Consider the following 19,795-nt stretch of genomic DNA (forward strand, 5'->3'; position numbering starts at 1 on the left):
TGACTATCTCACACCACCTCCGGAACCCCGGGGGTCTGCACACACCACAGGAGCATTCCATGGCCAACACCACCACCCCCGCAACGCCCGTCGCCCCGGCAACCGTCGGTTCGGTCGCTCGGTCGAACACCATGCCCATTGCCGAGACCGCCATCGGCAAGACCACCATCAACGACAGCGTCGTTGCCAAGGTGGCCGGAATCGCCGCCCGCGAGGTCAGCGGAGTGCACGCCCTCGGCGGCGGAGCCGCCCGCGTCATCGGTTCCATCCGCAACGCGGTCAACAACACCGACCTCTCGCAGGGCATCAGCGTCGAGGTCGGCGAGACCCAGGTCGCCGTCGACGTGATCATCGTCGCCGAGTACCCGGTTGCGCTGCAGGATGTCGCCAACGACGTCCGTTCGTCGATCATCGACGCCATCGAGAACCTCGTGGGCCTTCAGGTCACCGAGGTCAACGTGACGGTCGACGATGTCTTCATCCCGTCGGCTGACGACAACGCTTCCGAAGCCGAAGCCCGGGTCCAGTAGTCATGTCCTCCTCAGCAACGCGCGCGGGCATCGTCATCGGTGCTGTTCTCGCGCTCACCGGGATCGCGTTCGGGTTCTGGGCCTTCGTCTTCGTGGCTGTCGCCATGGCGATCGGTGCGATCATCGGCCGGGTCATCGAGGGCAAGCTCGACCTCTCGGCCGTGATCGGCGCGTTCCAAGGGAAGCGCTCGTCGTCATGAGTACGGTGACGCCGTCGCGGCCCGTGGCCCCGAAGCCGGATGCCGGTGTTCGCCCGACAACCTCCGGGCACGCGTCGACGTCCGCCTCAGGCACTCTGGGGCACAGCGCTGCAGGGCACACCCGCATCACCGCGCGGGCTCTCAACCGTCTCATGGAGGCGGTCGCGGCCGAAGCGCTCGGAGTAGCGGCCCGCTCGGTCTCCGTCGATCTGGCGGATGACGCGGGGAGACTCGCCGTGACCGTCCGCTCGCCGCTCCGCGTGGTCTCGCTCGCTCAGGTCACCCGGGAGCCGGGGATCGTCGCCCGCACCGGCGGAACACTCCTCGACCGAGCGACTGCCGCCCAGCAGCGGATCCGGTCGCTCGGAGCATCGCTCTCCGGTTCGGACATCTCCACCGTCACCGTGCGGCTCACGGGTATCGACATCCAGCCGGAGGGGCGCACCTCATGAGCACCGCGTCGCTCTATCGTCGGCTGAACCGGCGGGAGACGCACTCCCCGCTGTCCGGTCTCGCCATCGTGCTCGCGGTCATCGCGATCCTCGTGTTGGCGTATCTCGGAGTCGAGTCTGTTCTGCGCCTGCTCGGAGCCGCACCGCTCCTCGCGGCTCCGGCCAGCCTTGCACAGGGCGTGACGGATGCGCCCAGCTACCCGGCCTGGACCCTCATCGCCGGCGGCATCCTCGTCGCCCTGGTCGGGCTGATCCTCGTGATCACCGCCTTCTCGGGTGCACGCCGGGCACGGCACACCCTCACGTCGGAGCGGTCGGCGACCGTCATCGACAACGAAGTGATCGCGTCGGCGCTCGCCCGCCACGCCGCCCGTGCCGCCAACACCAGCCCCGACAACACCAGTGTCACCGTCACCCATCGAACGGCTCTCGTGCGCGTCACGCCCGCCTCCGGGAGCACTGTCGACAAGGCAGCGGTGACCGGTGCGGTGGAGGAACAGCTCGCGGCGTATGCGCTTCAGCCGGCCATCCGGTCACGCGTCGTGATCGAGACGAACGGGAAGGTCGGAGCATGAACAGCACCAATCGCGGGGCCAACCGCGCGGTCATCCTGCTTGCCGGCCTGCTGCTGCTCGCCGTCGGTCTCGCCGGTCTCGCGGTGGGGGCACTACCCACCGTGCGCACGGGCTTCGCCGACCAGGCTCCCGGCGTTCTCGGAACGGTCACCGACGCTCTCAAGGCGACGCCGCTGGCCGCAACCGGCCACAGCTGGCTCTGGATCGCGGCCGCGGCCATTGCCGCCGTCTTCATCGTGCTCTTCGTCGTCTTCATCGTCCGGCAGGGGCGCGGTCACACCCGCGAACTTCTGGCCCAGGCGCCCACCGAGCACGGCCGAACGGTGGTCGACTCCTCCGTGGCGGAGCAGCTCCTGCAGGACGCCCTCAGCTCCCGGCCCGAACTTGTGGGCTCGCACGTCTCGACCTACGCCGTGAAAGGCACGTCGGTGCTGAAGGTCTCGGTGTCCTGCCGACGCGGAGTCTCCCCCGCCGATGCGAAAGACCTCGTCGAGGAGCAGCTCCTTGCCCTCGACGCCCTGCTCGGAACCTCCGTTCCCACGCTGATCCAGATCAGCGGCGGGTTCCGGGTCCGAACGGCGGGGGCGACGCGGCTCGCCTGAGCCCCGCTGACCCTCGTCCCCTCAGAAACACCAACAGGAAAGGATGACTCCCATGAGTGCATCAGACAAGATCCAGAACGCCGCCCAGGACCTCGCCGGCAAGGCGAAGGAAGCGGTCGGCAACATCACGAACGACGACTCCAAGGTCGCCGAGGGCAAGGCCGACCAGGCCTCGGCCAGCGCGAAGAAGGCCGGCGAGAACGTCAAGGACGTCTTCAAGGGCTGATCTGCCCCGCTTCCCCTCTGCAGGTCGTCGAGAAGTGCCCCAGGACCCAGGTCCCGGGGCACTTCCCCGTTGTGACGGCTATTCGCAGCCGACCCCGTCGCCGTCTCGGTCGAGGCCATAGATGTCGTCGCCCACCACGGTGACCGGTCCGCGCACGTAAGACGGGCCGTTCCCGCTCCCACCGGCGCAGTCGACGTCGCTGTCGATCGGCACGCAGGCGCCCTCGTAGTTCGGGTCGCAACCCGAGCCGGCAGTAGCCGCCTCTGGGGCCGGTGCTGCGGCAGGCGCTTCCGGCTGCTTCGAGCCCACCGCGGTCACCTCGGTGACGGGCGCTGTGGTCGTGACCTCCGAGACCAGCGTGCGACCGGTCTTGACCCCGTCGGAGAAGATAACATCCCACGTCGACGTCTTGGTTCCGTTGCTCCCCGCCGTGACCACCGCAGTCTCGCCGACCGGCCGGTCGGGATCATCGGTCGTCGTCGCGTCGAACGATATCCCGGCCGCCGTCTCGATGCTCTGGTGCGTGACCTTCGGGATCACCGCCGCCGAGGGCGGAGCAGCTGGAGCAGAGGACGGGGATGCCGCAGTCGGGCCGGGTGTCACTCCGACCGACCCGATGCCTGCAGCGACCTGCGACTCGCCGACCGGGGAGGAACCGGCACCGCAGCCCGCGAGCCCGAGGACAACGCTCGCTGTCACCGCTCCGCCCAGCAGCATCCTGCCGACAACTCCCCGAGCGCCGCGTCGAACCGAACTGTTCCCCATGATGCGCTCCCCCGTGACCACAGCGCCGTCTCCCCGACGGCGCCGGTCCCACCATACGTACTCACCCCGGCCAGCGGAAGCAATCGGCCGAAAGGGGGGGACTGACCGTCGCTACTCCGACCTCGAGCGCCGCTCCTGCCTCTCGCGCAACTGCGACACGCGCACATACCCCAGCAGCAGGACAACGGGCGCGAACAGGATGAGCAGCCACCCGATGCTGTTGCCCTGCACGAGTTGGACGATTCCTGCGATGATGACCGCGACCGCGAACCCGACGTTGAGAGCGGTGAGCACGTTCACCAGCACCCGGGACGCCTTCGCCGAACCCATGGCGGCAGCCTAGACCTTCAGGCTCTCGGCCGCAGGAGCGGGAGTGACAGCCGAGGCGGGTGCGAAGAAGGCGGTGACCGCCCGGGAGAGGGCCGCCAGGTCGTCGACGTGGGCGAGTTCGCGGGCCGAGTGCATCGAGAGCAGGGGCACGCCGACATCCACCACCCGGATGCCGAGGCGCGTCGCGGTGAGCGGGCCGATGGTCGAACCGCACGGCACGGTGTTGTTCGAGACGAACTCCTGATAGGCCACACCGGCCTCGGCACAGGCGTTCGTCCAGAGCGCGGCGCCGTGGGCATCGGTCGCGTACCGCTGGTTGCCGTTGATCTTCAGGAGGGGGCCGCGGCCAGCGACCGGCCGGTTCACGGGGTCGTGCTTCTCCGGGTAGTTCGGATGCACGGAGTGCCCGGCATCGGCCGAGAGGCACCACGAGCCGGCGTAGGCGCGCAGGCGCTGCTCGCCGGTGCCCCCGAGGGCGACAGAGATGCGCGTGAGGATGTCGTCGAGCAGCGGACCGCTCGCCCCCGACCGCGACTCCGAGCCGAGCTCCTCGTGGTCGAAGGCGGCGAGCACGCTGGTGTGCGTGGCGGAAGAAGCGCTGCCCCGGCCTGCTGGCGCGTCGGGCCCGGTGGCCGCGACATCCAGCAGCGCGCGGAGCCCGGCGTACACCGAGCTCAGGTTGTCCATGCGCCCGGCCGCGAAGAGTTCACCGCCCAGCCCGAACCGTGCGGGAGCCGCCGTGTCGGCCGTCAGGATGTCGTAACCGAGCACGTCGTCGCCGGCGAGGCCCTCCCCGGCCAGGGCGGCGAGGTGGCCGACCAGGTCGGCCCGGCTGAGGTCGCCCACCCCGAAGACCGGGTTGGTGTGCCGCTGACGGTCAAGCGTCAGCCCCGAGTTCGCGTCCCGGTCGAGGTGGATGGCCAGCTGCGGGATGCGCAGGAACGGCCCGGTGCGCACCAGGTGCTCCCGGCCATCCCGGGTCACCAGCCGGCCCGCGAGCTCGAGCTCGCGGTCGAGCCACGAGTTCAGCAGCGGGCCACCATAGATCTCGACTCCCGCCTGCAGCCAGCCATTCGAGGCGGTCGTCGGCTTGGGCTTCAGCTTGAAACCGGGCGAGTCGGTATGGGCGCCGAGGATGCGGAACGGGCTCGACGGCCCGGCCCCCTCTGGCGTGAACCACGCCACGATCGCTCCGTCGCGGATCACGAAGAAGCGGCCCGCCGAACCGTCCTGGTCGCCGAACCACGGCTCCGTCTCGACCAGGCGGGTGAATCCGGCCCGTTCGAGCTGCCGGCCGGCCTCCGCCGCGGCGTGGTATGACGAGGGCGACGCGCTGATGAAGCGGGCGAAGTCGTCGATGTATCCGGAGGGGTCGGCGTGTCCGGAGGGTTCGGGGGCGGCATCCATTCGTCCAGTCAACCACCTGGCCGATGACATCGCCCGCCGCCCTACTGGCGCAGGAGCTCTTCGCCCACAGATTCCGGATGACCGCCCTGCACCGCGGCAGACAGCCACTCCTCCACGGTGATGCCGTTCTGCCGGTCGGTCTGGAAGGCATCCACGGTCGAGAGAACGTGCCGCGTCTCCCCGTTCGAGTCGGCACCTGTATCGGTGACGTAGACGTACGCGCCGACCCCGACCGGGACGAGCGAGCGGAACGTCGACTTCATCGCGTAGTTCCAGTCGGCGCCCGCCTGCGGCGTGTAGTAGCCGTCGTCGAGCCCAGCGGAGTAGCCGGCGAGCGTGCGGTCGAGCGTGGTCTGGGAGAGGAGGGTCGTGAGCCTGTCGCCGAAGCGGGACTGGTTGTGCACGACGGCCGCGGCCAGCGGATCGCTTCCCGGGGTGAAGCCGTACCGGCTCTCGAACTGCGACCCCCAGAGCGGGTCGATTGTGGGCCCGAGCGCCGCGGCGGTGACGAAGGAGCTGTCGGAGTACTCGAAGAGCGGCGCGGCGCTGTAGTGGTCGCCGACCGCACCGAGCCAGAAGGCGGCGTTCAGCCCTCCGGTGCCGGAGCCCGCGACCAGAACGCTCGCGGGGTCGGCGATGTTCGCGTACACCCAGTCGAGCGCGGCGGTCGTGTTGTTGTAACCGTTGAAGTCGGCCGTGGCGGAGGGGCCGTCGAGGGTCGTCATCGTGACATCGCGAGCGTCGCCCACACCGAGGTCGCCGGTGGTCGTCGGAATGTAGACGATCGTCGACGAGGCGAACGGGGCGTCGGCCGCTGTGCGGAGCAGGCCGCCGAAGGTGTTCAGCTCGTAGAAGGGAACGTTGTCGGTGAAGAAATTGCCTCCGCCGAACAGGCTCGACTGGGGGGTCATCGGTTCCTCGGTGGTTCCGGCGTTCCAGTTCAGGCCGCCGTCGCCGAAGAAGACGATGAGATCGGTGCCCGTGCTGCCGGTGCCCGTGGTGGTGCCCGTGCCCGGCCGCACAAAGAGGTTGTAGGCCGAGCCATCGGCGTTCTGTGCGGGTTCACCGAGCGGAACGCTCGACCAGGCTCCCGGCTGGGCGTCGGCGAGCGCCGACACGGTCGGGGCCCGCTTGATCACGAGGGCGGCCCCGATCACTGCGGCGAGGATGACCACCAGCACGATCGCCACGACGACGAACGGCCACCGCCGCCGTGCACGTGTGCGGGCGGGGCGGGTGGTGGTCACGTTTCATCTTCCCACGGCGCGGCGGGGCGGCGGCCGAGGGTGCCACCGGCACCCCGCCAGCGGCTACAGGATGACCGTGCCGGAGACGCACGTCGTGCTGGCGCCGCCCACCCACACCTGCCCGTCGATGCGGTCGAGGTGCACCAGTCCGTCACGGCCGAGCCGCGCTCCCTGGCCTGCGAGGTAGTGCTCCGGGGCATGGCCGGCTGCGATCATCCACTGGGCGAGGCCGGCGTTCAGGCTCCCGGTGACGGGATCCTCGCCCACACCGACGCCCCCCACGAACGCCCGCACCTCGACGTGCGGCCGGCGGAGTGTGGGGCCCCGCCCGTCTGCTTCCCGGGCATCCGGAGCCGGATAGGGGCCGACCACACCGATGCTCCGGCCCTCCAGCCCGGCGAGGTTCGGTTCGAGGGCGAGCACGGACTCGGCCGAGTCGAGCAGGATGCCCACCCAGCCCGGGCCGTTGTCGATCCAGTTCGCGTCGACGATCTGAGACGGCGTGATGCCGAGCAATTCGGAGAAGGTGTCGAGATCAGCCGTCCCGACAGGCCCCGAACGCCGCAGGGGCGGCGCAGCGAAGGCGAGTCGGCCCGCCTCCCGGCGAATCTGCACCAGCCCGGCCCCGCACTCCTGCACGATCGCCGACGGGTCGCGAGGGGTGTTGCCCGCCTCGAGCCAGGCGTGCGCCGTTCCGAGGGTCGGATGCCCGGCGAACGGCAGCTCGCGTACCGGAGTGAAGATACGGAGCCGGTAGTCGGCACCGGCGGCGGCGCCCTCCGGCGTCGGAGGCAGCACGAAGGTGGTCTCCGAGAGGTTGGTCCAGTTCGCAAAGGCGGCGAGCGCCGCGTCGTCGATTCCGTCGCCGTCGAGCACGACGGCGAGCGGATTGCCCCGATAGGGAACGGTCGAGAAGACATCGACCTGCCTGAACTGCCGACTGCGCATCAGAACCCACCTCTCGTCTGCCCGGATCCCGTTCGCACGGATCCTGTGCGCACAGGCCCGTAGCCGTCTGTCAGCACAGCGTACGCGGTGAAGCCGATGGCAATCAGGCCAATGAGCCCGAGGACGACGAGGAACAGCATGATCTGCACTCCAGTTTCTGAATGACATTGCGTGAAAGCATGAATTGGTTGCTTATTGGCCACTGAAGTGCGTGCAGTGGATTGCCACAACACTCCAATCGACCTAAAGTGGACTGATGACTGCACTCCACGTCTCCGCCCGTTCGCTCGTGCTCTCGCTCGGCGACTGGGCGGGTGACGGGCCCGCCTATCGCGCACTGGCCGACCGGATCCGGTTGCTCGTGCTCGACGGGCGCATCCTCGTGGGCTCCCGACTACCCGCCGAACGAGAACTCTCCACTCGCCTCGAACTGAGTCGGAGCACGGTCGCAGCGGCCTACCGCGAGCTGCGGGAGGCCGGTTTCCTCACCAGTGTTCGCGGCTCGGGCAGCGTGACCCGAATCCCGGGCGGCAGAGTGGGAGACCGGGCGGGCGACACCGCTTCCTCCAGCCTGCCCCTCGCCGTGGTTCCCACCGGCGGCGGCACCGCTCTGCTCTCAGCCGTCTCGGGTTCGGCCCGGCGGTCCGGCACCCCGCGGAGCTCAGGCCACCTGACCGCCGTTCCCGCCTGGTCGGGCGCCGCCGTGGATGCGCTCCCGCCCCTGAACTTCAGCCAGGCCGCTCTGCCCGCCTCGGCGGGTGTCGCAGAGGCCATGCAACAGGCCGCAAGCGACATCGTGCCGCTCCTCGGAACCCTCGGCTACGAGCCGCATGGCCTGCTGGAGCTCCGCGAGGCCATTGCCGACCGTTACACCGAGCGGGGACTCGCGACCGACCCCGACCAGATCATGGTGACGGCTGGCGCCCTGAGTGCACTCAGTCTCATCACCCGAGCCCTCGTGTCTCGAGGCGATCGGGTCATCGTCGAGACCCCGACCTACCCGCACGCGGCCGACACCCTGCTGTCGGCCGGAGCCCGCCTGCTGCCCGTCACCGTGACGGTGGGTGAGGGCTGGAACGAGGAGGCCTTCCTCGACGCCCTCGCCCAGTCCGCGCCGACCCTCGCCTACGTGATGCCCGACTTCCACAACCCGACGGGCGAGTCGATGACACCCTCGTTCCGCCGGCGTCTGGTTGCGGCGGCGGCCGCATCGGCGACGGTGCTCGTGGCGGACGAGACGACCGCCGAGCTCGACATCGATCGCCCGGCCGCCGACGGCGGCGAGCCGTACATGCCCCTGGCGGCATATGGCCATGCGATCCTGCTCGGGTCGGCGAGCAAGACGTTCTGGGGCGGTCTCCGGATCGGCTGGCTCCGCGCCGAGAGGCCGATGGTGCGGCGACTCCTGGCTGTGCGCGCGTCCGTCGACATCGGCACAGCCGTCTTCGAGCAGCTGGTCACCGCGACCCTCGTCCGGCGCACGGCCGAACTGCTTCCCGCCCGCATCCGACAGCTCGCCGACGGCAGAGACCATCTGTCTGCGTCCCTCGGCCGGAGCCTCCCGGAGTGGAGCCTCCCGCCTGTGACCGGCGGATGCTGCGCGTGGGTCAACATCGGCCGGCCGCTCAGTTCGCAGCTGGTACTCGCGGCCCGGGCACGCGACGTGCTGTTCACCGCCGGTCCCCGCTTCGGGATCGACGGTGCGTTCGAGCGCTTCCTCCGCCTGCCGATCAACTACTCCGCCGCTGAGACAGAGCGCGCGGTGGATGCCCTGCAGCGCTCCTGGCAGGAGCTCCAGGGCCGAACCACCGACGCCCGGCTGCCGGAGTTCGCCGACATGGTCTGACCCGCGCTCAGAGGTCGAGCAGCACCTTCCCGCGGTGGCCTCCGGCAGCGACCAGCCGGTGCGCCTCCGCCGCCTCGGCGAGGGGCAGGTGCCGAGCGGGCGCCACGACGACAGAGCCGGTGATGGCCGCATCGGCGAGCTGCTGCAGAACATCCGTCGTCTGATCCCTGCGGCCACCCGACGAGAAGGTCACACCGAGGTCGTAGGCCGCGGAGTCGGCCAGCGTGACGACCCGACGGGTGCCACCGACCAGCTCGATCGAACCGGGCAGGTCGCCGGCCCCGGCCGTGTCGAGCACCGCGTCGACCCCATCGGGGGCCAGTTCCCGCACCCGCTCGAAGACGCCGGCGCCGTACCGCACAGGGTGCGCGCCGAGTTCCCGCACGGTCTCGGCATCCTTGTCGCTCGACGTTCCGATGACGGTCACGCCCCGGCTCACGGCGAGCTGCACGGCGAGCGACCCGACCGCACCGGCGGCGCCGTGCACCAGCAGCGTCTCGCCGTCCGACAGGTCGAGCAGGCCCAGGCCCCGGAGCGCGGCCTCTCCGGCCACCGGAAGAGAGGCCGCGACATCCCAGCCGAGCCCCGCCGGCTTGCGGATGACCGTGACAGCCGTCGCACTCTCGGCGTAACCGCCGCCCGTTGCCCACCCGAAGACCTCGTCGCCCACCGCGAGCGCCGTCACCTCCGAACCGATCGCGCTGACCGTTCCCGCGATCTCGCTCCCCGGTGCGACCGGGAACGAGACTTTCATGACGTCCTTCATCGCCCCCGAGCGGAGCTTGAGGTCGAACGGGTTCACGGCGGCATACCGCACCGCGACGAGCACCTCCCCGGGCTTCGGAATCGGGGCGGCGACCTCGACGACGTGCAGCACCTCGGGCCCGCCGAACGTCTCGTATCTGATGGCTCTCATGTGCTCTCCTCCTCGAGGCGGGAGAGGATTCCCGCCAGCTGTTCGAGCTCACCCGCACCCAGCACCTCGAACTCCGGCGGCGCGACGGGCCGAACGGCATTCACCCGTTCGAGCATCAACCTACCCTCAGCGGTGAGGGCGACCATCCGCACCCTCCTGTTCGCCGGATCCGTGGCGCGGGCGACCAGGCCCCGCCGCTCGAGCTCGTTGACCGCGACGCTTGCAGCCGGGGCGTCCATTCCCGCGGCCTCCGCCAGCCCGCCCATGGTGAGCGGCGCCGCCGACAGGCGCCGGAGCACGCGCACACGGCTGAACGACAGCCCGACCTCATCGGAGACGAGGCGTCGGTAGCCCTCGAGGTTGTGGGTCACCACCGTGAGCATCGAGGCCCACACCTGGTCCGCCTGTTCGTTCATCAGCGTATTCCTGCGTCTGAGCGAGCAGGGCCGGCTGCAACCGCAGCGGCCGCTCTCCCGGCAGGAGCCTGAGCGGGCTTCGCGTCGGCAGGCTCCGCGTCGGCCAGCAGGTGCGCAATGCGCTCGGTGCTCCGGCGTGCCCACGGTGTGGACGCTGTGATGCCCAGAATGACGATCACGGCACCGCAGCCGATCACGATCCACCAGAACGGGTGCGTCGCGAGGGCGAAGGCCGGGCCGATGACTCCCGCCGCGCCGGCTGCGGTCACCGTTCCGGCGAGGGCCACGCCGATGGACGATCCCGTCTGGCGGCTGGTCGACGCGAGCCCGGCCGCGACACCGGCCTGTGAGCGGGGCATGCCGGAGACGGCGGTCGTCGTGATGGGGGCGTTGATCATCCCGAAGCCGAGGCCGAAGAGAACGTACGCACCGAACAGCACGAGGACCGGGGTGTCGGCCGTGAGGGTGGTGAGAACGAGTGCGCTGGCCGCGATCAGGGAGCCCGCGAGCACGAGCGAGGGCCGGGTGCCGAAACGCGCGACGAGGTTTCCTGAGATCAGGGAGCAGACGAGCGTCGCGACGGCGAGCGGCAGCATGTACAGGCCGGTGTGGAATGCCGAGAGCCCCCGAACGTCCTGCAGGTACAGGGCGTTCACGAACAGGAAACCACCGTACGCGGCGAACCCGCAGACCGCCGTGATCGTGGCGGAACTGAAGGGGATGCTCCGGAAGAAACGCAGGTCGACGAACGGTTCCCGGATGCGGCTCTCGTGTCTGGCCAGCAGCACCACAGCCACAGCCGTCAGCACGAAGAGCCCGATGATGAGCGGGTTCGACCAGCCCTGCCGCGGCCCCTCGATGAGCCCGAACACGAGCGAGACGAGGGCGACGATCACGAACAGCTGGCCGAGCGGGTCGAGCTTCCGCGCCACCGCAGCGCGCGATTCGGGAACGAAGACGGCGCACAGGATGATCGCAGCGACGCCGACCGGAACGTTCACCCAGAACACCGAACGCCAGCCGACGGTCTCGGTCAGCGCCCCGCCCACCAGAGGACCGAACGCCATGCTGACACCGACGATGGCGCCCCAGATGCCAACCGCCCGGGCCCGCTCCCTCGCGCCCGTGAAGACGTTGGTGATGATCGACATGGCAACCGGGTTGAGCATCGAGCCGCCGAGCGCCTGCAGCACCCGCGCGAAGATCAGAAAGCCGATGCTCGGCGCGATGCTGCAGAGCAGCGAACCCAGGCTGAAGACGACCAGGCCGATCTGGAACACGCGGCGGCGGCCGAATCGGTCGGCCATGGAGCCGGAGAGCAGCAGGAAGCTCGCGATCGTCAGGGTGTAGCCGTCGATGATCCACTGGAGGTCGGAGACCGACGCCCCGAAGTCGACGCGGATCGAGGGCAGCGCGACATTGACGATCGTCACGTCCATCGACACGATGAACAGGCTCAGACAGCAGATCGCGAGCACCAGGCCCTTGGGCGACGCCTTCCCGGTGCGGAGTTCGCGGTTCACGATCATCCGGGGGCGCCTCTCGGCAACGTTTGTAAGCACACAACTATTGTGAACCTACAACCTTCCCCCGTCAATGTCAGCGGCGGAGCCGCTCCGCCAGGTGCGCATGGAGCTCGGCGATCGGCACGCGCTCCTGCTTCATCGTGTCGCGGTCGCGCACCGTGACGGCCGCGTCCTCGAGGGAGTCGAAATCCACCGTGACGCAGAACGGGGTGCCGATCTCGTCGAAGCGGCGGTAGCGGCGGCCGATCGCCTGGGCGTCGTCGAATTCGATGTTCCACTCGCCGGCCAAGTCATCCGCCACCTGTCGGGCCAGCGGCGAGAGCGCTTCGTTCCGCGACAGCGGCAGCACGGCCACCGTCACCGGCGCGAGGCGCGGGTCGAGGTGCAGCACCACGCGCTTGTCGGTTCCGCCCTTGGCGTTCGGAACCTCCTCTTCGTCGTAGGCATCCACCAGAAAGGCCATCAGAGCGCGCGTGAGACCGAACGACGGTTCGATGACGTACGGCACGTACCGCTCACCGGTCGTCTGGTCGAAGTACGACAGGTCTTTGCCGCTCGTCTCCGAGTGCGTCCTGAGGTCGTAGTCGGTGCGGTTCGCAACGCCCATCAGCTCGCCCCACTCGCTGCCGGTGAACTCGAACCTGTACTCGATGTCGACGGTGCGCTTGGAGTAGTGCGACAGCTTCTCGGCCGGGTGCTCGAAGAACCGGATGTTCTCGGGGTCGATTCCGAGATCGGTGAACCAGGCCCAGCAGAGATCCATCCAGCTCTGCTGCCACTGTTCGTCGTCACCAGGCTTGACGAAGAACTCGATCTCCATCTGCTCGAACTCGCGCGTGCGGAAGATGAAGTTGCCGGGCGTGATCTCGTTGCGGAACGCCTTGCCGATCTGGCCGATACCGAACGGCGGCTTCTTCCGTGACGTCTGCAGCACGTTCGCGAAGTTCGTGAAGATGCCCTGCGCCGTCTCGGGCCGGAGGTAGTGCAGCCCGGTCTCGTCGTCGACGACGCCCAGGTAGGTCTTCATCATCCCCGACATCTGGCGGATCGGCGACCACTGCCCGATCTTCTTCGGGTGCTCAGGATCGGGGATGTCGTCGAGCCCGTTGGCCGGCGGATGACCGTGCTCGGCCTCATACGCCTCGAACAGGTGGTCGGCGCGGTACCGCTTGTGCGTCACGAGCGACTCGGTGAGCGGATCGCTGAATACCTTGACATGCCCGGACGCCTCCCAGACGGCGGTGGGCAGGATGATCGCCGAGTCGAGCCCGACCATGTCGCGGCGCCCGCGCACGAAGGTGTTCCACCACTGGCGCTTGATGTTCTCCTTCAGCTCCACTCCCAGGGGACCGTAGTCCCAGGCCGAGCGGGTTCCGCCGTAGATGTCGCCCGACGGGAAGACGAAGCCCCGGTGCTGGGCGAGGGCGATGACGGCGTCGAGGCGAGACTGCTCGCGGGGCTCTGGGGCCATGGTGGGGTGTTCCCTACGGGTATACGGGTCTTCGGGTGGCGAAGTGCAACGGTTTCGAACCGGTGTCGGTTCGGCTCCAACTCTAACGAACTCGCGCGTTCAGCCCTCCACGCGAACGCCGAGGTGTTCGGCGAACAGCGGCGCGAACTGCGACAGCTGCAGATCGTCGACGATCGTGCCGGCCAACCCTTCGACACCGTGCACGGCCTGGAACTCGCTCGTTCGGAGGTCGACGCTGCTGCAGGATGCCCGGGTGACGTCGAGCGTGCCGATCCGGCAGTTCACCAGTGCGACGCGGCCGGCCCGAGCAGCCCCGAGGTCGAGGTCGGTGATGGTGCACTCCTCGAAGATCACGTTGTTCAGCCGCGACCCACGGAGGTTGAGGTAGTCGATCTTGCCGCCGACGAGGTGCACGGACTCGAGGTCTGCGTCGAAGAACTCTGCCGACCCCCAGCGGGGGCTCCGGATCCGCACGTCCCGCCAGGTGGTGCGCGCGGCCTTCAGCGTGTGGGCGAAGGGTGCTTCGAAAGCAGTTTCGATGAACCGGCTGCCGCGAAGATCGGCGTCGGTCAGCGTCACACCAGTGAAACGGCACTCGAGGAACGAGCATCCGGTCAGGTCGATCGCCCCCGCGTCGCCGCCCTCGAAGTGCTCGCGCTCCCTGTCGTCGCCGGCGAAGAGCCCATCGATCGGCGCTGTGCGGAGCTGCTCGGCGGCGAGCGATTCGAAGTCGACGAGCGGTGCCGGCACAGCCTTCGTCTCGGCAGGCGTTCGGCTGGTGGCGGGCTTCCGGGGCATGGCCCGAGTGTAGGCGGAGCCGCCGACGCCCGTGGTTCGGCATCCTCCCGGCGCCGGCGGGCCGCAGGGGAGGCCCCCGCCCTACGATGGAAGCGCGCCCCACGAACCGGGCGCCTCGACTCGGGGAGTTCGGATGCCACTGCTCAGGGAACGCGCGACCGAAGCCATCGACCCCGCGGCGGCGAAGCGGCTCGGGGCTGCGCTGGCGGGCATCCAGACCCCTGACGGCCAGCCGGCGTCCGCCAGAGAGCTGAGCATCGACGGCCGTTCCGTCACGGTGCCACCCGCGGTTCGAGGCGCTGTGCTCGACCTGCTGCAGCGCTTCGCCGACGGGGAGTCCGTCGTCGTCGGATCGACGGATGCCCTGCTCACCACCTCGCAAGCCGCAGCCCTGATCGGCATCTCGGCGACCTACCTCCTGCGGCTCGCGAACGAGGGCCGCATCCCGGTCGAGTACCGCGGAACGCACCGCCGCTTCCGCCTCGCCGACGCCATGACCTACCTCCAGTCATCCCGCCCCCCAACCCCCGCCCCAGTCACTCCCACCCCGGCCACCGCCCGCTGACCCCATCGACTCGGGAGTTCCGGTCGCCATCGTGATGCCAGACCGACCGGAACTCCCCAGTCGAACTCCGGGGCGGGCGGGGGAGGCGGGGGCGCGTCAGGCGGGCGGGCGCGCGACGATCTCGACGGCGTGCTCGCCGACCCAGGCGATCAGCGGGAGCAGGCGCAGCGCGAGGTCGTGGCCGAGCGGGCTCAGCTCGTAGTCGACCCGCGGCGGCACCGTGCCCTGCACCGTTCGCACCACGAGCCCGTCGGCCTCGAGGGTGCGGAGGGTCTGGGCCAGCATCTTCTCGCTGATGCCCTGGATGCTCCGCCGGAGTTCACCCCACCGCTGCGACTGGTCGGCCAGCGCCACGATCACCAGCACACCCCACTTGCTCGTCACATGGTCGAGCACGACCCTGCTGGCACAGTTCGCCGAGAACGGGTCGGCGGGAAGGATGGCGGCGCGCACGGCCGCAGCCGACGTGGGCTCGGTGACAGTCATGGTTAGTAACTTACCAAAAAGTGGGTACCCCCATCTGGGAAGTAGTCGGTCGCCGCGGTCGTTGCACCCCACGTCAGCACGTACACCACCGCCCCAAGGAGCACTCATGTCCATTGTCGTCACCGGAGCCACCGGCCACCTCGGTCGCCTCGCCCTCACCCACCTCCTCGCCCGTGGAGTCGCCGCATCCGACATCGTCGCGGCCGGTCGCAACCCGGAGAAGGTGGATGCCCTGAAGAGCCTCGGCGTGCGCACCGCCGTCATCGACTTCGCCGACCCCGCCACCCTCGCCGCCGCGTTCGAGGGCGCCGACACCCTTCTGCTCGTCTCGGGCAGCGACCTCGGCGGACGCGTCGAGCAGCACCGGAACGCCATCGACGCCGCGAAGACGGCCGGCATCTCGCGGATCGTCTACACGAGCGCCCCGCGCGCCGACAGCACCGACCTCATCCTCGCGCCCGAGCACAAGGCGACCGAGGAGTACCTGCGGGCGAGCGGGGTGCCGTTCACGATCCTCCGCAACAACTGGTACACCGAGAACTACGCCTCGACCCTGGCGCAGGTCGCCGGCACCGGTGTCTACGCCGCCAGCACCGGCGAGGGCCGGGTCGCCAGCGCCTCGCGCGAGGACTATGCCGAGGCCGCCGCGGTCGTGCTGACCACCGACGGCCACGAAGGCGCGGTCTACGAACTCTCCGGAGACACCGCCTGGAACGGTTCCGACTTCGCCGCCACCCTGAGCGAGGTGCTCGGCCGCGCCGTGGCCTTCGAGCCGCTGACACCGGATGCCCACACCGCCGCACTCCGGGCCGCGGGTCTCGACGACGGAACCGTGGGCTTCGTGGTGGGGCTCGACGCGAACATCGCGACCGGCGCGCTCGACAAGTCGTCCGACGACCTGTCGGCGCTCATCGGCCGCCCCACGACCCCGGTCGCCGACACCCTCCGCACCCTCGCAGCCTGACGAACGGCCGCGCAGGCGGCCGACGTTCCCTCTCGCCCCGGAGCTTTCTAGACTGAGAGCACCATGACACGAGACACCGAACACGCCCTCTCTTTCGGAAGGGCCGTCGGCGACTACGAACTCGGCCGCCCCGGCTACCCCACCGAAGCGATCGACTGGATCCGCGGGGAGCTCGGGGAGCTCGCGGCCGGGCATCCGGATGACCGGCTCGCCCGTGCCGCAGGCTCGACGACCCGCACCCTCGTCGACGTGGGTGCGGGCACGGGCAAGTTCACCGCCTCGCTGCTCGGCCACGGTGCGCGGGTCGTCGCCGTCGAACCGGACGCCGCCATGCGAGAGACGCTGGCAGCGAAGCTGACGGAGGTCGTCACCCTCGCAGGCACGGGCGAAGAGCTCCCCCTCGACGACGCCTCCGCCGACCTGGTGACCTTCGCTCAGGCCTGGCACTGGGTCGACGTGCCAGCAGCCTCGGCTGAGGTCGCCCGCGTTCTGAAGCCGGGCGGCCTGCTCGCTCTCGTCTGGAACATCCGCGACGAGAGCGTCGACTGGGTCGCCCGCCTGACCGGAATCATCGAGCCCTCGGCCGCCGAGCAGTACGACAGCCGCACGCCGAAGGTCGCGGCGCCCCTCGCCCCGACCGCCCACAGCGAATTCACCTGGGAGAACCCACTGAACCGCGAGCAACTGCTCGCCATGGTCACATCGCGGAGCTACATCATCGCGTTGCAGCCACACGAGCGGGCGAACGTCGTGCGCCTCGTCGAACGACTGCTCGACGAGCATCCGGACCTCGCCTCGCTCACCACGTACCCAATGCCCTACGTGACCCGCGTCACCCTGGCCCGCGTCACGCCCTGAGCATCTGGCGTCAGGAGAAGCGCTTCTTGGCGGCCTTCTCTGCCTTCTTGGCGGCAGACTCCGTGGCCTTCTTGGCATCGCTCAGAGCGCGCTTCCGAGCCTTCTTGACCTTCGGGTCGTTCCAGAAGCTGCTGACAGCCGAGGAGATCTCCTTGTAGCGAGCCTTACCGGCCTTGGCTCCCAGCGTGTAGGCGAGAAAGGCGACGAGAGCGACGAATACGAAACCGACTTTGTTCTTCATGTTCCATGTCTAGCACTCCCGGCTGGATCGCCGCCGCGCCGGTCGCGGCGCTTGACGGGGCGGGGCGGGCAGCGCTAGGTGTACTGCCCTGGCGGCGGGATCACTGCTCGTCAGCGTCGTTGCCCAGGGCCTGGAACCGGTTGTCCGGGTCGAGTTTCCGGAGCATCTTGCCCATGATGCGGTCGAGTTCTCTCACATCGGAACGGTCGAGTGGATCGATGACGTTCGTACGTACCGTGGCGACATGGCCGGGAGCGGTGTGCACAACTTTCTGCCAACCCTCATCTGTGAGCGAGGCGTTGGTGGCGCGGCGATCCTCGGAGCACGGGCTCCTCCGGAGGTACCCCCGCTGCTCCAGCCGGCTCGCGACGTGCGACAGCCTGGGCAGGGTGGAGTTGGTCACCGCGGCGAGCGCCGTCATCCGCAACGTGTGCTCGGGCGCCTCGGAGAGCATCGCGAGCGTGAAGTACTCGAAGTGCGTGAGTTCGGCATCCCGTTGCAACTGGGAGTCGAGCGTGCCGGGCAGAAGCTCGACGACAGCGATGAACTTCTTCCAGGCGCGGGATTCCTCCGCGGAGAGCCAGCGCTGTTCCGTCATGCCAGAAGCCTAACCCCATGCTTGACGCAACAACCGTTGACGGTCGACTCTTTCCACCTGGTCCCGACGGCCCGCTGTCAAGCACGCCGCAGACTTCGGCGCTCCGGAGGCCGCCGCCCTAGGGTTGACGCATGCCAGCAACACGCGCCGACCAGCCTGACGCCACGCCCGCCACCCCATCCGGCGAACCCGCTACGACCGACTCCCGCCGCCCCTCTCTTCGGGACCTCCTGACCGACAAGTTCGGCCAGGTCGCCATCCGGAGCGGGCAGGTCATCGTGTTGCTCGTGCTCGCCGTCGGCATCGTCTTCGCACTGGTGCAGCTGAAGCTCGTGGTGATCCCGGTGCTGATCGCGCTGATCCTCGCCTCGGCGCTCAGCCCCGTGATCTCCTTCCTTCGCAGGCACGGCCTGTCGGCCGCGATCTCCACGTGGGTCACCCTGATCGCCGGCGTCGTCGTGTTCGGCGGAATCATCACCCTCATCGTGTTCGCGGTCGAGGGGCAGTGGGACTCCCTGTCGAGCTCGGCGGTCGAGGGCGTGAACCAGCTGCAGCAGTTCGTGCAGAACGGGCCCTTCAACATCAGCCAGGAGCAGTTCGACTCGGCTCGCGACACGGTCGTCGGTTTCCTGACGAGCAGCCAGTTCGGCACCGGCGCCATCGCGGGGGTCTCCGCGGCGGGGTCGGTCATCACGGGGGCGGTGCTCGCCTTCGTCATCCTGTTCTTCTTGCTGAAGGACGGCGACCGCATCTGGGCGTTCTTCCTGCGGCCCTTCCACGGCTACCGCCTGGAGCGCGGGCACCGGATCGGGCACACCGCTGTGAAGACGTTCGGCGGTTACGTGCGGGGAACCGCTGTCGTCGCCTTCGTCGATGCGGTCTTCATCGGGGCCGGCGCAGCAGTGCTCGGAGTGCCACTGGCGCTGCCGCTGGCCGTCATCGTGTTCGTCACCGCGTTCATCCCGATCGTCGGGGCCACCCTCGCCGGGATCCTCGCAGCTCTCGTGGCCCTGGTCGCCAACGGTCCGTTCGTCGCGCTGCTCGTGATCCTGATCGTCGTTCTCGTGAACCAGCTCGAAGGAAACCTGCTGCAGCCGGTCGTGATGGCGAACTCGCTGAAGCTGCACCCCCTCGTGATCCTGGTGGCGCTGACCGCCGGCACCATCCTCGGGGGAATCGTCGGGGCCGTGCTCGCGGTGCCGATCGCGGCCGTCTCGTGGGCGATCATCAAGGTCTGGAACCACGACGAGCAGCCCGACCCGCCCCGGAAGCCGCCGTTCTGGCGGCGAGGCACATCGAAGCCGCGCTCGGGTGACGCCGATGTCGCACCGAACGGACTCGCAACGCCTTAGAGGAGGCGCGCGTCGGCGGGAGGGCGCGCGCGTCGGCGGCTGGGGAAGCGCTGGGTGTCGACCGGCGTCTCCCCGAATTCTCAGCCCCGACTCCTACCGTTGAGGCATGACGAGCGCGGTGGAACGAAGTGCGGCCGAAGGCAGCTCGCCCCGGCACCCCTTCCGGTTGTGGCTCGCCCGGCGGCGGGCCTACATCGAGCTGCACCCGAAGCTCAGGTTCGCCTACCTGCTTGCGCTGGCAGTCGTGGGCATCACGATCGTGCTGGTCGGCATTGTGCTGATCCCGCTGCCGGGACCCGGCTGGCTGATCGTCTTCCTCGGGTTCGCCGTGCTCGGCACCGAGTTCGCCGTGGCACGGCGCTTCAACGCGTTCCTCCGCCGGATGCTCAGCCGAGCCACCGCGTGGTGGCACCGTCGGCGCGCTGAACGCGCCGAACGCATCGCCCGCCGGGAACGCGCCGCCGCCACGCAGTAGC

At 69.3% G+C, this 19,795-nt stretch carries 26 protein-coding genes; 12 read left to right on the top strand and 14 right to left on the bottom strand.

The window, feature by feature from the left end:
• Nucleotides 1-59 precede the first annotated feature (59 nt).
• The 6 genes from B7R21_RS17695 to B7R21_RS17720 are packed head-to-tail and all read left to right on the top strand — an operon-like array spanning nt 60 to nt 2,585.
• Nucleotides 60-530, top strand: coding sequence for an Asp23/Gls24 family envelope stress response protein (locus B7R21_RS17695; protein ID WP_116284582.1), 471 nt, complete (start codon nt 60-62; stop codon nt 528-530).
• 2 nt (nt 531-532) lie between these two features.
• Nucleotides 533-730, top strand: a complete 198-nt coding sequence (locus tag B7R21_RS17700; protein WP_116284583.1) for a DUF2273 domain-containing protein — start codon at nt 533-535, stop codon at nt 728-730.
• Entirely contained in the window at nt 727-1,182 is a 456-nt protein-coding gene (locus B7R21_RS17705) for a hypothetical protein (protein ID WP_116284584.1), read from the top strand. The genes B7R21_RS17700 and B7R21_RS17705 overlap by 4 nt, the downstream gene beginning before the upstream one ends.
• On the top strand, nt 1,179-1,757 hold the full coding sequence (locus tag B7R21_RS17710; RefSeq protein WP_116284585.1) for a hypothetical protein: 579 nt from the start codon (nt 1,179-1,181) through the stop codon (nt 1,755-1,757). Before B7R21_RS17705 ends, B7R21_RS17710 begins: the two co-directional genes overlap by 4 nt.
• Nucleotides 1,754-2,359 (top strand): hypothetical protein, encoded by a 606-nt coding sequence (locus B7R21_RS17715; protein ID WP_116284586.1) that lies wholly within the window; start codon nt 1,754-1,756, stop codon nt 2,357-2,359. Before B7R21_RS17710 ends, B7R21_RS17715 begins: the two co-directional genes overlap by 4 nt.
• Nucleotides 2,360-2,411: 52 nt before the next feature.
• A complete protein-coding gene (locus B7R21_RS17720) occupies nt 2,412-2,585 on the top strand; it encodes a CsbD family protein (protein WP_116284587.1) in 174 nt (57 codons plus the stop codon).
• Nucleotides 2,586-2,663: 78 nt separating this feature from the next.
• On the opposite strand, the gene B7R21_RS20780 is transcribed toward B7R21_RS17720, so the two are convergent.
• From B7R21_RS20780 to B7R21_RS20285, 6 genes are all read right to left on the bottom strand, one after another.
• Complete coding sequence (locus B7R21_RS20780) at nt 2,664-3,350, bottom strand: G5 domain-containing protein (protein ID WP_253259898.1); 687 nt, start codon at nt 3,348-3,350, stop codon at nt 2,664-2,666.
• A gap of 111 nt (nt 3,351-3,461) precedes the next feature.
• Nucleotides 3,462-3,680 carry a hypothetical protein gene (locus B7R21_RS17730; RefSeq protein WP_116284588.1) on the bottom strand — a complete coding sequence of 73 codons (219 nt, stop codon included), beginning with the start codon at nt 3,678-3,680 and terminating at the stop codon, nt 3,462-3,464.
• Nucleotides 3,681-3,689: 9 nt separating this feature from the next.
• Entirely contained in the window at nt 3,690-5,087 is a 1,398-nt protein-coding gene (locus tag B7R21_RS17735; RefSeq protein WP_116284589.1) for a M18 family aminopeptidase, read from the bottom strand.
• Between the two features lie 41 nt (nt 5,088-5,128).
• Entirely contained in the window at nt 5,129-6,334 is a 1,206-nt protein-coding gene (locus B7R21_RS17740; protein ID WP_116284590.1) for a hypothetical protein, read from the bottom strand.
• Nucleotides 6,335-6,397: 63 nt separating this feature from the next.
• Nucleotides 6,398-7,282 carry a PhzF family phenazine biosynthesis protein gene (locus B7R21_RS17745; RefSeq protein ID WP_116284591.1) on the bottom strand — a complete coding sequence of 295 codons (885 nt, stop codon included), beginning with the start codon at nt 7,280-7,282 and terminating at the stop codon, nt 6,398-6,400.
• Nucleotides 7,282-7,422: a hypothetical protein gene (locus B7R21_RS20285; protein WP_172592260.1), complete on the bottom strand. Its 141-nt coding sequence runs from the start codon at nt 7,420-7,422 to the stop codon at nt 7,282-7,284. The genes B7R21_RS17745 and B7R21_RS20285 overlap by 1 nt, the downstream gene beginning before the upstream one ends.
• Nucleotides 7,423-7,538: 116 nt before the next feature.
• Here B7R21_RS20285 and B7R21_RS17750 point away from each other — a divergent pair, with 116 nt between their 5' ends.
• Nucleotides 7,539-9,128, top strand: a complete 1,590-nt coding sequence (locus B7R21_RS17750) for a PLP-dependent aminotransferase family protein (RefSeq protein ID WP_116284592.1) — start codon at nt 7,539-7,541, stop codon at nt 9,126-9,128.
• 7 nt (nt 9,129-9,135) lie between these two features.
• Here B7R21_RS17750 and B7R21_RS17755 read toward each other — a convergent pair whose 3' ends face one another.
• The 5 genes from B7R21_RS17755 to B7R21_RS17775 all read right to left on the bottom strand — a co-directional run bounded on the left by B7R21_RS17755 (nt 9,136) and on the right by B7R21_RS17775 (nt 14,255).
• On the bottom strand, nt 9,136-10,044 hold the full coding sequence (locus tag B7R21_RS17755; RefSeq protein WP_116284593.1) for an NADP-dependent oxidoreductase: 909 nt from the start codon (nt 10,042-10,044) through the stop codon (nt 9,136-9,138).
• Nucleotides 10,041-10,460, bottom strand: coding sequence for a MarR family winged helix-turn-helix transcriptional regulator (locus B7R21_RS17760; protein ID WP_116284594.1), 420 nt, complete (start codon nt 10,458-10,460; stop codon nt 10,041-10,043). Before B7R21_RS17760 ends, B7R21_RS17755 begins: the two co-directional genes overlap by 4 nt.
• Entirely contained in the window at nt 10,460-12,022 is a 1,563-nt protein-coding gene (locus tag B7R21_RS17765; RefSeq protein ID WP_216364300.1) for an MFS transporter, read from the bottom strand. Before B7R21_RS17765 ends, B7R21_RS17760 begins: the two co-directional genes overlap by 1 nt.
• A gap of 37 nt (nt 12,023-12,059) precedes the next feature.
• Nucleotides 12,060-13,457: a glycine--tRNA ligase gene (locus B7R21_RS17770; RefSeq protein ID WP_116284596.1), complete on the bottom strand. Its 1,398-nt coding sequence runs from the start codon at nt 13,455-13,457 to the stop codon at nt 12,060-12,062.
• Between the two features lie 99 nt (nt 13,458-13,556).
• The gene (locus B7R21_RS17775) at nt 13,557-14,255 is read right to left on the bottom strand and encodes a pentapeptide repeat-containing protein (protein ID WP_116284597.1); all 699 of its coding nucleotides are present in this window, start codon (nt 14,253-14,255) and stop codon (nt 13,557-13,559) included.
• Between the two features lie 133 nt (nt 14,256-14,388).
• Here B7R21_RS17775 and B7R21_RS17780 point away from each other — a divergent pair, with 133 nt between their 5' ends.
• Nucleotides 14,389-14,820 (top strand): helix-turn-helix domain-containing protein, encoded by a 432-nt coding sequence (locus B7R21_RS17780; RefSeq protein ID WP_116284598.1) that lies wholly within the window; start codon nt 14,389-14,391, stop codon nt 14,818-14,820.
• 96 nt (nt 14,821-14,916) lie between these two features.
• On the opposite strand, the gene B7R21_RS17785 is transcribed toward B7R21_RS17780, so the two are convergent.
• Nucleotides 14,917-15,306: a winged helix-turn-helix transcriptional regulator gene (locus tag B7R21_RS17785; RefSeq protein WP_116284599.1), complete on the bottom strand. Its 390-nt coding sequence runs from the start codon at nt 15,304-15,306 to the stop codon at nt 14,917-14,919.
• Nucleotides 15,307-15,412: 106 nt separating this feature from the next.
• Between B7R21_RS17785 and B7R21_RS17790 the strand changes: the two genes are divergently transcribed.
• Both B7R21_RS17790 and B7R21_RS17795 read left to right on the top strand, forming a co-directional pair.
• On the top strand, nt 15,413-16,270 hold the full coding sequence (locus tag B7R21_RS17790; RefSeq protein ID WP_116284600.1) for an SDR family oxidoreductase: 858 nt from the start codon (nt 15,413-15,415) through the stop codon (nt 16,268-16,270).
• Nucleotides 16,271-16,333: 63 nt separating this feature from the next.
• The gene (locus B7R21_RS17795; protein WP_116284601.1) at nt 16,334-17,128 is read left to right on the top strand and encodes a class I SAM-dependent methyltransferase; all 795 of its coding nucleotides are present in this window, start codon (nt 16,334-16,336) and stop codon (nt 17,126-17,128) included.
• A 10-nt stretch (nt 17,129-17,138) separates the two neighbouring features.
• Here the strand turns inward: B7R21_RS17795 and B7R21_RS17800 are convergent, their stop codons facing one another.
• Both B7R21_RS17800 and B7R21_RS17805 read right to left on the bottom strand, forming a co-directional pair.
• Nucleotides 17,139-17,369 carry a hypothetical protein gene (locus B7R21_RS17800; protein ID WP_116284602.1) on the bottom strand — a complete coding sequence of 77 codons (231 nt, stop codon included), beginning with the start codon at nt 17,367-17,369 and terminating at the stop codon, nt 17,139-17,141.
• Between the two features lie 100 nt (nt 17,370-17,469).
• Nucleotides 17,470-17,967 carry a MarR family winged helix-turn-helix transcriptional regulator gene (locus B7R21_RS17805; protein WP_116284603.1) on the bottom strand — a complete coding sequence of 166 codons (498 nt, stop codon included), beginning with the start codon at nt 17,965-17,967 and terminating at the stop codon, nt 17,470-17,472.
• Between the two features lie 131 nt (nt 17,968-18,098).
• On the opposite strand from B7R21_RS17805, the gene B7R21_RS17810 reads away from it, so the two are divergent.
• Together B7R21_RS17810 and B7R21_RS17815 are read left to right on the top strand one after the other, a co-directional pair.
• Nucleotides 18,099-19,319: an AI-2E family transporter gene (locus tag B7R21_RS17810; RefSeq protein ID WP_116284604.1), complete on the top strand. Its 1,221-nt coding sequence runs from the start codon at nt 18,099-18,101 to the stop codon at nt 19,317-19,319.
• 106 nt (nt 19,320-19,425) lie between these two features.
• Nucleotides 19,426-19,794, top strand: coding sequence for a TIGR02611 family protein (locus B7R21_RS17815; RefSeq protein WP_116284605.1), 369 nt, complete (start codon nt 19,426-19,428; stop codon nt 19,792-19,794).
• Nucleotide 19,795 lies beyond the last annotated feature (1 nt).

Source organism: Subtercola boreus, assembly GCF_003399625.1.
In the GTDB taxonomy this organism is placed as follows: Bacteria; Actinomycetota; Actinomycetes; order Actinomycetales; family Microbacteriaceae; genus Subtercola; species Subtercola boreus_C.